This is a genomic window from Saccharibacillus sp. JS10, from assembly GCF_024436065.1.
Lineage (GTDB): Bacteria > Bacillota > Bacilli > Paenibacillales > Paenibacillaceae > Saccharibacillus.
This window is the reverse complement of the sequence record NZ_JANFNS010000002.1, coordinates 222,901-237,074: the sequence shown is the minus strand read 5'-3', so window position 1 is coordinate 237,074 and position 14,174 is coordinate 222,901. Positions and strand designations below refer to the sequence as shown.

The 14,174-nt window shown below is 47.4% G+C and carries 12 protein-coding genes and 1 riboswitch; of the genes, 5 read left to right on the top strand and 7 right to left on the bottom strand.

Annotation, left to right across the window (positions count from 1 at the left end; genetic code table 11):
• Positions 1-33 precede the first annotated feature (33 nt).
• On the top strand, positions 34-954 hold the full coding sequence (locus NOM90_RS06545) for an AEC family transporter (protein ID WP_255940818.1): 921 nt from the start codon (positions 34-36) through the stop codon (positions 952-954).
• Positions 955-1,018: 64 nt separating this feature from the next.
• On the opposite strand, the gene NOM90_RS06540 is transcribed toward NOM90_RS06545, so the two are convergent.
• Both NOM90_RS06540 and NOM90_RS06535 read right to left on the bottom strand, forming a co-directional pair.
• A complete protein-coding gene (locus NOM90_RS06540) occupies positions 1,019-2,290 on the bottom strand; it encodes a methyl-accepting chemotaxis protein (protein ID WP_255940817.1) in 1,272 nt (423 codons plus the stop codon).
• Positions 2,291-2,432: 142 nt separating this feature from the next.
• Positions 2,433-3,602: a polysaccharide deacetylase family protein gene (locus NOM90_RS06535; RefSeq protein ID WP_255940816.1), complete on the bottom strand. Its 1,170-nt coding sequence runs from the start codon at positions 3,600-3,602 to the stop codon at positions 2,433-2,435.
• Between the two features lie 409 nt (positions 3,603-4,011).
• Here NOM90_RS06535 and NOM90_RS06530 point away from each other — a divergent pair, with 409 nt between their 5' ends.
• Entirely contained in the window at positions 4,012-4,317 is a 306-nt protein-coding gene (locus NOM90_RS06530) for a hypothetical protein (protein ID WP_255940815.1), read from the top strand.
• A gap of 107 nt (positions 4,318-4,424) precedes the next feature.
• Here NOM90_RS06530 and NOM90_RS06525 read toward each other — a convergent pair whose 3' ends face one another.
• The 3 genes from NOM90_RS06525 to NOM90_RS06515 form a co-directional block, all read right to left on the bottom strand.
• The gene (locus NOM90_RS06525) at positions 4,425-5,315 is read right to left on the bottom strand and encodes an aldo/keto reductase (protein WP_255940814.1); all 891 of its coding nucleotides are present in this window, start codon (positions 5,313-5,315) and stop codon (positions 4,425-4,427) included.
• A 111-nt stretch (positions 5,316-5,426) separates the two neighbouring features.
• Positions 5,427-7,853: a bifunctional diguanylate cyclase/phosphodiesterase gene (locus NOM90_RS06520; RefSeq protein ID WP_255940813.1), complete on the bottom strand. Its 2,427-nt coding sequence runs from the start codon at positions 7,851-7,853 to the stop codon at positions 5,427-5,429.
• 112 nt (positions 7,854-7,965) lie between these two features.
• Positions 7,966-8,484 carry a mismatch-specific DNA-glycosylase gene (locus NOM90_RS06515; RefSeq protein ID WP_255940812.1) on the bottom strand — a complete coding sequence of 173 codons (519 nt, stop codon included), beginning with the start codon at positions 8,482-8,484 and terminating at the stop codon, positions 7,966-7,968.
• Positions 8,485-8,651: 167 nt separating this feature from the next.
• Between NOM90_RS06515 and NOM90_RS06510 the strand changes: the two genes are divergently transcribed.
• The 3 genes from NOM90_RS06510 to NOM90_RS06500 all read left to right on the top strand — a co-directional run bounded on the left by NOM90_RS06510 (position 8,652) and on the right by NOM90_RS06500 (position 11,034).
• Entirely contained in the window at positions 8,652-9,314 is a 663-nt protein-coding gene (locus NOM90_RS06510; RefSeq protein ID WP_255940811.1) for a futalosine hydrolase, read from the top strand.
• A complete protein-coding gene (locus tag NOM90_RS06505; protein WP_255940809.1) occupies positions 9,311-10,147 on the top strand; it encodes a 1,4-dihydroxy-6-naphtoate synthase in 837 nt (278 codons plus the stop codon). The genes NOM90_RS06510 and NOM90_RS06505 overlap by 4 nt, the downstream gene beginning before the upstream one ends.
• 179 nt (positions 10,148-10,326) lie before the next feature.
• The gene (locus NOM90_RS06500) at positions 10,327-11,034 is read left to right on the top strand and encodes an S-layer homology domain-containing protein (protein WP_255940808.1); all 708 of its coding nucleotides are present in this window, start codon (positions 10,327-10,329) and stop codon (positions 11,032-11,034) included.
• A gap of 154 nt (positions 11,035-11,188) precedes the next feature.
• Here NOM90_RS06500 and NOM90_RS06495 read toward each other — a convergent pair whose 3' ends face one another.
• Together NOM90_RS06495 and gntK are read right to left on the bottom strand one after the other, a co-directional pair.
• Positions 11,189-11,998 carry a carbon-nitrogen family hydrolase gene (locus NOM90_RS06495; protein WP_255940807.1) on the bottom strand — a complete coding sequence of 270 codons (810 nt, stop codon included), beginning with the start codon at positions 11,996-11,998 and terminating at the stop codon, positions 11,189-11,191.
• A gap of 122 nt (positions 11,999-12,120) precedes the next feature.
• A riboswitch (SAM riboswitch) is annotated at positions 12,121-12,258 on the top strand.
• Positions 12,259-12,592: 334 nt separating this feature from the next.
• A complete protein-coding gene (gene gntK / locus NOM90_RS06490) occupies positions 12,593-14,140 on the bottom strand; it encodes a gluconokinase (RefSeq protein WP_255940805.1) in 1,548 nt (515 codons plus the stop codon).
• Positions 14,141-14,174: the final 34 nt, after the last annotated feature.

Below are 14,174 nucleotides of genomic sequence, written 5' to 3'. Positions count from 1 at the left end.
ACGAAAAGCTGACCGAAAGAAGCTGAAACCTTTATGATCGTTCAGATCCTTTTTGATGTGGTGTTGCCTGTTTTCGTATTGATTGTCGCCGGTTCGTTAATGCAGCGTTTGTTCCAGTTGGATTTATATACGTTGTCCAAAATTAATTTTTATTACATAACCCCTGCCGTTGTTTTTATGAGTTTGTATCAATCGAACATTTCGTTTGAGCTGCTCGGTAGCGTCGCTCTTTTTTACAGTCTATATGTCGGAATATTGTATGTGTTTTGTTTCGGGATTACTCGTTCGCTCAAATATCCAAGCAGTATGAAAGCCGCATTCACCAATAGCGTATTGCTCGACAACTCCGGTAACTACGGGCTTCCGATCAATCAATTGGTGTTTGCTAGTGCGCCGCTTGCCGCTTCGATCCAAGCGCTATTGATGTCTTTTCAAAGTCTGCTTACGTTTACTTACGGGGTTATCTCGATTCAAGGCGCAAGGCTTAGTGGCAATTATCGAAGCGTTATTATCGGGTTTCTCAAGCTTCCTGTACCGTATGCGCTCGTTCTTGGATTTTTATTTCATATCTTTGCCGTACCTTTGCCGAATTTTGTGACACAGCCGCTAAGTTATATCCAACATTCGATGGTCGCGATTGCGTTGCTCACGTTAGGTGCGCAGATTGTCAAATACCCGCTACGCCTCGGACGCCCTGCGATCTACTTTAGTATGATCTTGCGTCTGCTTATTGCGCCGGTTATCGGATACTTGCTGATTTTGCTACTTGGCTTAAAAGGAATACCTGCACAAGCTTTGTTGATCGCTTCCGGCATGCCAACCGGGGTCAACTCTGCCATCCTCGCTGAAGAATATCGCAATGAACCGGATTTCGCTGCGCAAACGGTGCTTGTATCTACGATATTGAATATTGTGACGGTGACCATCCTGATTACGATTGCCAGTCATATGTAAAAAGCTATGAAACCAAAACGACTTCGATTCTCCTGTAGGTACAGGAAAACCGAAGTCGTTTTCGTTACATGCGAAAAGCTGTCGTTTTATCGAGCAAACGCCCGGTCATCCGATTTAATTCTTCGGAAGAATGCGAAAGTTCTTGCATGATCTCTGATTCTTCGTGAACCGAACTTGCGATACGTTTTGCTTCTTCGGCAAATAATACCGCACGTTCACTAATTTCACCTGCATAACTATGCGCAAGATCAACCCGACCGGTCTGCTCCGAGATCATCGTTTCGATACTGCGTACCGAATCTACCATACCGTTCACTGCTGAACCTAAGTGCTCCAGCTTTTCTTCAACCGCGATCGTATGTTGTTCTTCGCGGGTCACGCGTTCGCTTTGTTGCTCGATCAGCGATACCGTATCGCGTACTTGGTCTTGAATCCGCTGGATCAAATCTCCGATCTGACCGACTGAATTCGAACTTTGTTCGGACAGTTTACGAATTTCATGTGCCACGACTGCGAATCCCGATCCGTGTTCCCCTGCACGTGCCGCTTCTATAGAAGCATTAAGCGCAAGTAGATGCGTCTGCTCGGCAATATCTCGAATCGAACGGTTAATCACTTCAATGTCTGCGGCTTCGCGCTCCAGACGTCCCACCATCTCTTGCGATTTTTCACTGGATTCGGACAATTCGCCCATCCCTTCACGCAATGCCACGAAAATATCGCGAGTGGTCTGTACCGAGTTCTCCATTCCGCCAGACAATTGAATCATTTGCTCCGAACTGCTTTTCATACCGTGGAAAGCATCCAACATTTCGTCTGCATTGCGTCTGGAATTCTCTGTTGATTCTTGTTGACGTTCGACGCCTTCATAGATGCGATCTACGCCGCCTGAGATCCCCTCGATCTGTTCAGCAGCATCCGATACGGCGGTACTCATCAAGCGTACATTTTCAGAAGTCGTACCTGCGCCGGAAGCAATATCTTCAACCATATCACGTAAGTTTGCGACCATTTGACGAAACGAATCATGAAGCACAGCGATTTCGTCTTGCCCGTTACGCTCTGGCACGTTTACGGTCAGATTACCTGCTGCGACTTCTCGCGCGTTCTCAGAAAGCTGTACGATTGGCTTCGTTAAAAGTTTGGATACCAGCCAACCCAGAACGCCGCTCCAAAAGACCCCCATCAGCAAAATCATCGTCGTATACAACCCATCAGCCATCGAATTTGCTACGTAATTTTTCAAGAAGAAGATACAAAAAGCACTTGTTGCATACGTAACCCCCGAAATCAACACAAACCCCGCTACCATTTTCGTTGCCAAATTCAGTTTCATGGACGCTCTCCCCTGTCATCTGTTAAAGACCACATATTTTGACATAACCTGAGTCGATTATCCCACATTAATAAGGTAGTTTGAACCCCTTTATCAAAAGAAAACATGCCCTTTTTAGTAAAAGAGCATGTTTGTTCAAAAATCAACGTTCGTCGTGCCAAAAGTTCACGGGTTTCATGCTCGGATCAATTGCTTCGAACGTAAATCCTTCTTTGCTGAGCGTTTTTAATACCTCGGGTAATACATGTAGGGTAGCGGGCTGGTCGTGCATCAATACCACAGGAACATGCCCTTGCTTTTCGACGGTGGCGATCTGTTGTAACACGCTTTGAATCACTTTTTCATGATCCTTTTTGTATTTCCAATCTTCCGAATCGACATTCCAATCCCATAAATGAAACCCGTCTGCTAATACTTGATTCCGGTAATTGTCTTTAAAATAAGGTTTGCTTCCATAAGGCGTACGAATGAGTGTCGTTTTCACGCCGGAAGCGCGATATAAATCTTCATTGTCTTGGTTCATTTCAGCTAATGCGGATGCCGGAGACGCATAAAATTTACTTTTTACATGCGTAATTCCGTGCAGACCCGCAGTATTCCCTGATTTCACTAAACGTTCGACGACTTTCGGATACGAATTGATATTTGGCCCTAACATGAAAAAGGTCGCTTTGGCGTTGTATTGATCTAATATATCAAGTAGTTCCTTCGTATGAGCGGTTGGCCCATCATCGAAAGTCAGATAGATTGGCTTGGTATGAACCGGATTTTGCGGCTTTGCCGGAGTGACTGGTTGAGACGGAGCCGGGTTCAAAGCTGGCTTGGACTGCTGGACAAAATTAGAAAAGCTCAGCTTTTGCTTACCGCTTGTAATTCGAGCGAGTGATACATTGCCGTCGTAAGCAACTCCGAAGTTAAAAGTACCTTTCAGCAGCGAAGCTGGAATCATCAGGCGTCCTGCACTGATATAGGTTTTGATCGGCATCGACTTTTTCCCGCTGAGCGCGGTTTGTTTGGACGGGATAATCACGACGTTATGTTTGCTGCCGGTCAATACCACTTTATCTTTTGTTCCACTGACTTGAAGATGCAATTGCTTCGATACTTCTCGAAGCGGAACATATAAAGCCCCATCGCTCATCTGAGCTTTGATCGTCGTTAATTCATCATTGTACCCAAGCGAAAATTCACGAACACCAGAAGCATGGATCGTTTGAGGCAAGATCGCGCTTAACAAAACGACCGTTAATGCGAATGCCGCGCTTTTTTTACCGATTTGTTTCCCTTTACCTTGCAAATTCAATTTTTTCATAAGACGACCTCCTCTAACTTCTGTGTCCAAGTATAGAGAGTATGCCTTGCGGATGTCTTTACACTTCGGTTAAAAAAAGTTACAAATTATTCGAATATTCAAACTCAATCTATTGATCTTCCACATGGTTCTATAGTCCTTGAAAATTTATTTTCAAAATCACTCAAAATGCTATAAAAAAATGAAAACGAAGAACCGAAATATTTATTAGACACAAGTTAGACACTTTCTTAAAACACAAAACCAACCTCTCCGTCGCTTATTCTCTTCCAAAAAAGTCCCGATATCCTTGTTTTCATTGATTTTTCAATTAAATTTCATATGTAAATATAGATTTAAGGAAAAATTAATGAACTTTTTGTGAAAGTGTGATATTGTAAATTTACATTCAATAAAGAGGTGACTTATTATGCCAATGCAAAACCGCGTACAAGAACTCAGAGAACTGCTTCCACAAGACCAAAAGGGTATTTCGGCCTACGTTGAACATGCACTTCAATCGATCGATCAACTCGTTGAAAAACACCGTTGTGAAAATGCAGCCCTTGCTATTTACGGCGAAAGAATCAATGGTAACGAAGAGCGCGTTTATTTCGACACTGTATCGCAAATCAAAGCCGAACTGCTGCAAACTTTAGAAAAAACCGTTCAAGATTCGCTGCACAGCGGAGACAAGCACTGGAGCAAATTCTATAAAGACGGTATCAAAGGGTAATGAGCCTATGAACAATACGCCGTCCAGTCCGCAAGAAAAAAAGACCTGACCTCCAAACAACGTTTGGAAGCCGGGTCTTTTTGTATGTCAAAATTTTAATATTTCTGTTATACCATTTCTAACGGAACTTTACGCGAAGGTGCCGGGAAAGCTTCGTTTAGACGTTGTAGATCGTCTTGGCTTAAATCCAGCAAAGCTGCTGCCGCATTTTCGGTTACGTGATCAGGGCTGGAAGCTTTGGGAATCGCCATCACTTCCCCGCTCCGAATCACCCAAGCGAGTAACACTTGCGCGGGCGTAGCCGACAACCGTTCCGCGACTCCCCGAACTTCGGGATGATCCATCAATTCCCGTCTTAACGATCCGCCTTGTGCTAGCGGGCAGTATGCCATAATCGGCATTCGTGCTTGATGCTGCCACGGCAACAGGTCGTATTCGATTCCTCGCGAACCGAGATGGTACAGCACTTGATTACTTTCGCATCCGCGACCAATAGGTTTGGATAACAATTCTTCCATATCGCCTCGATCCAAATTCGAAACGCCCCAACGTTTGATTTTCCCGTCTTGTTTGAGCTTTTCCATCGCTTCTGCCGTCTCAGAAAGCGGGATACGCCCTCGCCAGTGTAGCAGATATAAATCCAATACATCCGTATTCAAACGACGCAAACTATCTTCGCACGCTTTGACAATCGACTGACGTCCGGCATGATTAGGCAGTGCTTTACTTACCAAAAAGGCATCGTCTCTTCTGCCTTTGATCGCACGGGCGACAACTTCTTCCGCGCCTCCATTGGCATACATTTCTGCCGTATCGATCACACTCATGCCTAAATCCAAACCAAGCCGAAGCGCATCGGCTTCGCGTTCCGCTTCGCTGGCGACTTCTCCCATATACCAAGTGCCTTGCCCGATTGCAGGAAGTGTCGTACCGTCTACAAGTTGTACGGTTTTGTTTTGTAATCCTTTTTTGATTTCTTCCGCTGAATAAGGATTCATTTCTGTACATCCACCTTCCTATTCATCTCGTTATCGCTGATTATCTCTTCTTCTACTATAAAACCAAAAAGCACAACCCAAAAACGCACAGCCCGAAGGCTATGCGTCCAATTAGGCAATACTATTTCGAGGAGATTCATCAACAAACAGATCAACAGCAGGTACAGGACGGCTGAAATAATAGCCTTGAAATTCCAAACAACGTTGGTCGGTCAAAATTTCTAACTGACCTTTCGTTTCGATTCCTTCGGCGATAACGTCCATTCCAAGACTGTATGCCATCGCAATAATCGTATTGACAATCGCGCGTTCGTTGTCGCTTTCTTCGATACGCATAACGAACGATCGGTCGATCTTGAGACGACTGATCGGAAGAACGCTCAAATAACTCAGCGAACTATAGCCGGTTCCGAAATCATCCAGGCTTAGACGGATACCCAATCGTTTGAGTCGATTCATAATTTCGATCGAAATCGCCGGTTCCATCATCATACTTTCCGTGATTTCAAGTTCTAAATATTTCGGTTCCAGACCCGTTTCGACCAGAATCCGTTCAACTTCAAATTCCAGATCGGGTTGGTGGAATTGTTGCGTCGATAAGTTCACTGAAATCGGCACTTTCGTTTTGCCTTCGTCATGCCACTGCTTCGTTTGTTTGCAAGCTTCTTGCAACACCCAGCTTCCGATCTGTGTAATCAGCCCGGTTTCTTCAGCGATCGGAATAAATCGGCTTGGCGGAATCATTCCGCGTACAGGATGATTCCAGCGCAGTAACGCTTCCATTCCGATCAGTTCGCGATCCGGCATCCGGTATTGCGGCTGATAATGCACCGTTAATTCTTCACGTTCAATCGCTTTACGCAGATCGCCTTCAATCTCGATCTTGAACAACAATTCTTCGTCCAAATCCGGTGAATAGAAGCGATATCCGTTTTTGCCGCCACGTTTGACTTCATACATCGCAGAATCGGCGTTTTTGATGAGTTCTTCACGATCTTCTCCATGTTCAGGGAACATCGCGACCCCAATACTTGCCGTGACGTAGAAATCATTTTCTTTTAGCGTATAAGGCACTTGAATGACCGATACGATCCGCTGCGCCAATCTCGCAACTTCTTGATCGGATGTAAACGAATGATAGATTAACGCGAATTCATCCCCGCCCATACGCGACAATATAACTTTTTCCGGATCGACTACTTCGGAAATCCGCTGTCCGACTTTTTGCAAAAAAGCATCGCCGTAAGCATGTCCAAGCGAGTCGTTAATCATTTTGAAGCGATCGATATCCAGCACCATAACTGCCATTCTTTTTGTGCCGCGCGCTTTTTGAATAAACTTTTCGACGCGAAGATTAAATTGCCGGCGATTCGGCAGACTGGTCAGTTCGTCGTGATACGCAAGGTGCTCGACTCTCTCTTGCGTTTTCTTTTGCTCGGTAATGTCGCGGACGATAATATGAGTTCCGGTCGTTTCGCCATCGACCAAAATCGGAACGCTGATCACGCCCAAGTGCATCGCTTGACCATTGGGATGTACAATCTGGGTTTCATACGAGATCGCATCGTTCATAAAAGCTTCGCCATGTTTCAATTGGGCTTGTCGATATACATCGGGTGAAAAAAACTGTTTCAGCACTTCTACAGGATGCCCAACAAAATCTTCGCGCTTAGAACCGGTCATGTCCAAAATAGCCGGATTACTATCGATAATCTTTCCTTGAGTATCAATCGATAAAATACCGTCTACGTTATTTTCGTAAAGCGCCCGATACCATTTTTCCTGCTCGCGAATCATTTGATCTTTCAAAGTCAGACGACCGTTGATAAAAGCGCCATAGATCGTAAATCCGATCAGCAAAATGCTGCTCAGCGCGATAATCAAAGCCAAACTTTCCATATCGACCTGATTTCCGCCAAGTACAGGTGAAATATGCGGGTGCATATGAAAGCGAGCTGCCGCCATTCCTGTGTAATGCATCCCGGCAATCGCCGCGCCCATAATTAAAGCACTTGCCCATTTATACAAAATCCGGCTACCTTCTTGCCGCAATTCGCGCATAAAAGTCAAAGCGACAATCGATGCCGTAACCGCAATCACAATAGATAACGTTACTAACCACGGATTGTAGCTGATCTCCATCGCCATCGCTGCCATTCCGGTGTAGTGCATCGTGACAACGCCCGAAGCGAGCAATAGTCCGCCGATCAGAAGCGCCCGTCTAGTGAGTTTTTTTCGAGTGACCGTCCATAATGCAATAAACGAAGCCAATATCGGAGCTACCATCGATAAAATGACAAGCGGAATATTGTACGTCATATGCATAGGCAATTGGAAAGCCAACATGCCGACGAAGTGCATCGACCAGATTCCAATTCCCATTGAAACGGCTCCGCCTGTTAACCAAAATATACGTAATCTGCCATGAGCCAAATGAATCCGCCCTGCCAGGTTAAGTGCCGAATATGAACAAAGTATCGATATGACACAGGAGACAATGACAAGACCGATATTGTAAGTTCCCGTTACGGTTTCCATAAGCTCCTCCTTTCCTGCTGTACGTTTTGCTCAAAATCTAATCTTGCGTTATTAGCTATATCGGCAGTAATCGACTTTTTCTATAGTTGTTTCTTAAGGATTGAGGGGTATTTTAATTTTCCGGGTCATCTTCCAACTCCAAACGAAGCTCGGTATAGATCTCGACGATCTCTTTCATCGGCATCCGAACGAGACCGCTGGATGAAGGCGCTACAAAATCGATCACGCCATCGACCTGCGATTGAGGCTGAAACCCCCAATTCGCTTTTTTTCGTCCGCTGAATTCGGTATATACGCCTTTTCCGACATAACAAGCGATTTTGGGTAAATAGGTAGATAAGGTCTTTCGCAAAATTTCGCGGCCTTCTTTATATTCTTCGCGGGCTATATCTTCAACGCCTCGTGTTGGACGCGCGACGATATTCGTAAATCCAAAGCCGAGCTTCAATAGATCTTGATCTTCTGTCGGGTGATAACGTCTCGGCGTTAATCCCGATTGTTCCAATATGCGCCAAAAGTTATTACGGGGATTGGCGTAATGGTGCCCGGTTTCCCCGGAACGCAAACTTGGATTAAATCCGATAAATAAAACGGACAATCCGTAATCCAAATGATCGTCAACTTCCGGCATGTTGTGAATGCTCCTTTCTGTTCAAAGTTAGCATGTAGGGTTAGGTAGGCACCTGAAGCAAACTTTACAAGCGTTCGCTTTAGCGTTACCGTTAAGTGTAGACTTATTATCGTGTCTTTGATGTCCACGGCTAAAAGACCTATTTCATCATACAGGGAGTCGATCGAATGTACCAGTCGCGGACTGAACGAATTTTGGTTGTTACGGCGGTTGAAGCCGAAAGCGAAGTTGTCCGAAGCGGGCTTAACGGCGACGACCGCTTTGTCGTCATCGCGGGCGGCGTCGGCCCGGCTGCGGTAGCCGCCGCGACGGCAAAAGCGCTTGCGGGCGGCTCTTACAGCCGCGTCGTCAGCGCGGGCATCGCAGGCGGATTCGCAGAATCCGCTGCGATCGGCTCGCTCGTCGTTGCGAGCCGCATGGTTGCCGCCGATTTGGGCTCGGATAGCCCAGACGGCTTTATTTCGGTTGACGAGCTGGGCTTCGGCTCGTCGATCATTCCCGCCGAGGAGAATCTCTCGGCGGCTCTCACCCGCGCGCTGCAAAGCGCGGGCCTGCAAGCGTGCTTGGCGCCGGTCGTGACGGTGTCCACGACAACCGGCACGCAAGCCGGCGCAGAAGCGCTTGCCGCGCGCGTGCCCGGCGCCGCCGCGGAAGGCATGGAAGGCTTCGGCGTCGCGGAAGCCGCTCGCCAGTTCGGGCTGCCCGCCATGGAACTGCGTGCCATCTCGAACGCGGTCGGCCCACGCGACCGCAGCGCATGGAAGATCGGCGACGCGCTCTCGGCGCTTCGCCAAGCCAGTTCAATTTTACCGGAGGTGTTTTTCCCTTGAATATTGCTTTTTCCCCTTGTCCCAACGATACATTCGTTTTTCACGCTTTGGCTCACGGTCTGATCGAAGGCGCACCGGAGCTTGAGGTCACGTATGCCGATATTGATATTACCAACAACTGGGCAGCAAACGGCGAAGGCCCCGAAGTCATGAAAATCTCTTACGCGGCTTTGCCGTGGGTCTTAAACGATTACGCATTGATTCCTTGCGGCGGCGCGCTTGGTCGCGGATGCGGTCCGCTTGTGCTGACCAAAGACGCGGCAACTGCCGCTGATCTTGCCGGCAAGCGTATCGCTGTGCCTAGCGAACGTTCGACGGCTTATCTGTTATTCCGTCTTTGGGCGGCGCAATCGATTCCAGGCGGGATCAAAGAAGTAATCGTGATGCCTTTTGAAAAGATTATGCCGGCGGTGCAAAACGGAGAGATCGATGCGGGGCTGGTGATCCATGAAGCAAGGTTCACGTATCAAAATTACGGTCTGCACAAGCTTGCGGATATGGGCGACTGGTGGGAAACCGATACTGGGCTTCCGATTCCGCTCGGCGCGATCATTGCCAAACGCGGAGCGGTGGATCACAAGCAACTGACTGAATGGGTTCGTTCTTCTGTGCAATATGCGTGGAAGCATCCCGAAGCTTCGCGTGATTATGTTCTTGAACACGCACAAGAAATGGACGCGAACGTAGCGGACTCGCATATCGAACTGTATGTGAACGAATTTACGGAAAATTTAGGCGAAGACGGGTACGAAGCCATTCGCTCGTTATTAACACGTGCTGCCCGCGAAGGTCTGGTACCTGAGTTTGACGAAAAATTACTGTTTGCGCTGTAATTCATTTTGTCATTCATAATGAACGATAACTACGCAAACCTGAGTTCTCTTTGTCGAGAATCTCAGGTTTTTTTTGCATGGAAATGGAATAAAAAGGTTGAAGCAAACAAGCGGTGTGTATGTATAAGTAAGCAAAGACGAATATCGCTCAACTTTACTTAGAAACGGGGGCGTTCACGATGTCTAAACCAATCTTTTGGAGTTCAAAAAAAAGGTTCCGTGGTGTAGGTCTTGGAATGCTGGGTTCTTCGTTGTTGATTGGCAGCTTAATTTCTTCCGCTCATGCTGCTCCGCTTGCGCAAGACAAAAAGACGGTTGGCGATACTCAAATCTACCAAGCGTATATGCAAGGCTACCCCGATAATTTATTCCGTCCAGAGCAAAGCGTAATGCGCTCGGAAATCGCCGCGATTTTACACCGTCTGATTGTCAGTCCGATTCCTTCTAACTCGATCAAATTCACAGATGTGCCTTCTACCTATTGGGCAAATGACGAGATTGCTCTCGCAGTATCGAATGGTTGGATGGATGGAACAGGCGGCAATACGTTCTCGCCTAATCGTCAGGTCACTCGTGGTGAAATGGCTCAAATTTTAATGAATGTGTACGGTTGGGGATCTGGGTCTGCTTCTTCATTCCGTGATACGAAGCAGCATTGGGCAAAGTCTGCAATTGATGCTGCTGTAGCGCAAGGTGTGATGGCTGGCTATTCCGATGGAAGTTTCCGTCCTGATCAACTGATCTCGCGCGTGGAGACGGCTAAAATGTTCAATCGGCTGACGGGGCGTCCTGCTGATCCGCAGCTGCCGATGACGTGGAGTGATGTTCCGAGTTCGGCGCCGGATTATGGGGATATTATGGCAGCTTCGATTGATCATCCGGTCTGAAAAGTTGCTGTAGTGGGGGAAATGAAAAGGCTTCGAGGGAAATTCGTTTCGGTCGCTTTCTGAATTCACCTCTCCGCCTTTTCATTTCAAGTTACTTTGGTGTATGGCGATACGTTTCAGATCGTTTTTTAATCGAATCGCTTGAGATAACTTTTTATTTGCTGATTTTATCTTCATAAAAATATAGCTCGGGGCGTCGGTCGTCGAATACCGGGATCTGCTTCCGTGCTTTTTGCGTTTCGGTCAGGTCGATTTGGGCAGTGAGCAGCGTTTCGCTTTTGCCTGCTTCGGCGACGATATCGCCCCAAGGGCCAATGATCATGGAATGCCCGGTGAAATCGTGGTCGGGATCGGTGCCGCTACGATTGCAAGCGATGACCCAACATTGATTTTCGATCGCTCGGGCGATCAATAGCGCACGCCAATGTTCAAGACGTTCGACCGGCCATTCGGCAACGACGAATAGCACATCGGCTCTACCGGACATATGCGCGCGTATCCATTCCGGGAAACGGATATCGTAACAGATAACGCCCGCGCTTTTGACTTCATCGAGTTTGAACTCTGCGGCTTCGCTGCCGGATTTGAGATGGATATGTTCGTCCATCAAGGTAATAAGATGCGCTTTGTCGTATTCGGAAACTTGTTTACCTGTACGGTCATAGACCAGCATCGTATTGTATACGCCTTCATCGTTTTGTTTGGCTGTAGAGCCTCCAACCAAATGAACATTATGGCGCTTAGCGGTTTCGCTCAGAAAAGCTTTGCAACGTTCGGCGTCTTGTTCCGCGATCTCGCTCAGTCGCTCCAGATCGTATCCGATTGTCCAAAGTTCAGGCAATACGATGACGTCCGGTTTGTCTTGCATAGCTTCTTCAATTAACTCTTCCACTCTGGCATAGTTGGCATCGGGATCACCGTAAACCACATCATATTGAATACACGTTACTTTCCATGTCGTCATCTCTGTATTCCTCCATTTCATACCTTTGGGATTCAACATGATCTCGGTCTCAGTCGTTGACAGTCGCGCGCGTAGCATGGCATAATTTAGACATAGGAACGACTTTATACGATGAATCGAACATCTTATCAAGAGCAGGCGGAGGGACCAGCCCGATGAAGCCCGGCAACCGACCACATACGTGGCACGGTGCTAATTCTTGCTCGTTCTTTTGTGTTTACTTCTATGGACGCAAGCACAAAAGAACGGAGAGATAAGAAGAGACTTTCGCTTTTTTGAACCTCTTCTTGATGATAAGAAGAGGTTTTTTGATGTCTTTTTCTTGCCTGCTCTATTCTCTTTTATACCCAAAACAGATGTCTCTAAGCCATTTGTGTAAGCCCGGCTTTGCCGGTTCTTATAAATGAAAGGTCACTCCGTCCCTTCGCCGACGGGATTTTCGGATCGGTCGCTCCGATCCCGAATACCCAAAACGATTGATTTCATCCTCAAATGCAATCATCCGAACCGTCGGTGCTGTTGGAATACAGGTCGTCTACTTTCTTGCTTTCCCGGTGAGATTGTAGACGGCCTTTTTCCTTTATCCCCGGACTCTTATACTTCTCCTGCGGTTTCCCGCTGAAACTTGGCAATCGATTCGTATTCATTTTCCAGACTGCGAGACACTGAGATAAAGATCGGTAACAATTGTTTGTAGGCTTTGGCATGTTCGTCGATTGGTTCATGACGATGCGTACCCCCGATCATAGACTCTACGACATCCAATGAAGGAACATGCCCTAACGCATAAAGCCCCAACACCGCCGCGCCTAGACACGAACTTTCGAAGCTTTCCGGTACAATCACTTCCTGATCGAAAATATCCGCCATCATCTGCCTCCAAAGCGGCGATCTAGCAAATCCTCCTGTCGCGTGAATCTTTTGCGGACGTCCGATCTGTTCTTCCATCGCCAGCATTACCGTATACAGATTGAAAATAACGCCTTCCAGCACGGAGCGGATCATATGCTCTTTTTTATGATTCATCGTGAGCCCGAAAAAAGATCCTCGGGCATCCGGGTTCCATAGCGGCGCACGTTCTCCGGTCAGATACGGATGGAACAGCAACCCTTCCGACCCCGGGCGAACCTGCTCCGCGATTCGCGTTAATACTTCATAGGGATCGATCCCTAGCCGTTTCGCGGTCTCGACTTCGGACGCAGCAAACTCGTCGCGCACCCAACGGAACAACATTCCGCCGTTATTGACAGGGCCGCCAATCACCCATAACCCCGGTGCTAACGCATAACAGAAAAAGCGTCCTTTCGGATCAGTCACCGGGCGATCTACGACGGTACGAATCGCTCCGCTCGTTCCGATCGTTGCTGCGACTACACCGGGCGAAATCGCGCCGACACCGAGATTCGACAGCACACCATCGCTCGCTCCGATTACAAAAGGAGTCTCAATACTGAGTCCGAGTTCGCTTGCTACCGCAGGTTGAAGCCCGCTCACCACATGGGTCGTCGGGACAGGTTTCGACAATTGTTCCGGCGTAACGCCGGCAAGCTCCAAAGCTTCTTCGTCCCAATCCAACTTTTCCAGATTGAATAATCCGGTAGCCGAAGCGATCGAATGGTCAATCAAATAGGTGCCAAACAGACGGAAAAAGATATATTCTTTGATCGAAATAAATTTGTTGCATTGAATAAATAATTCGCTGCGATCATGGCGAAGCCAAAGCAATTTGGTCAGTGGCGACATCGGATGAATCGGCGTTCCGGTACGTTCGTAAATCGCTTGACCGTTTAATTCGGATTTTAACTTTTTCGCCCATTGGCTGCTTCGATTATCTGCCCATGTCAGGCAAGCGGTAAGCGGATTGCCAGCTGCATCAACGCCGATCAGACTGTGCATTGCCGAGCTGAACGATACAAATAGGATTTGCTCCGGTGTGGCTTCCGCTTGGCGCATTGCTCCTGCAATCGCTTGCAAAGTAGCTCGGTAAATTTCATCCGGATCTTGCTCCGCTACCGAAGGCGAAGGCGTATGCAGCGGATACCCGATATTTTCTTGCGCGATCACTTGTCCATTTTCTGCGAAGATCACTGCTTTGGTACTCGTTGTTCCGATATCTACACCGATCATCCAAGATTGATTCATTGTAAATTCAACACCCTTTCGTCGACGATTAAAT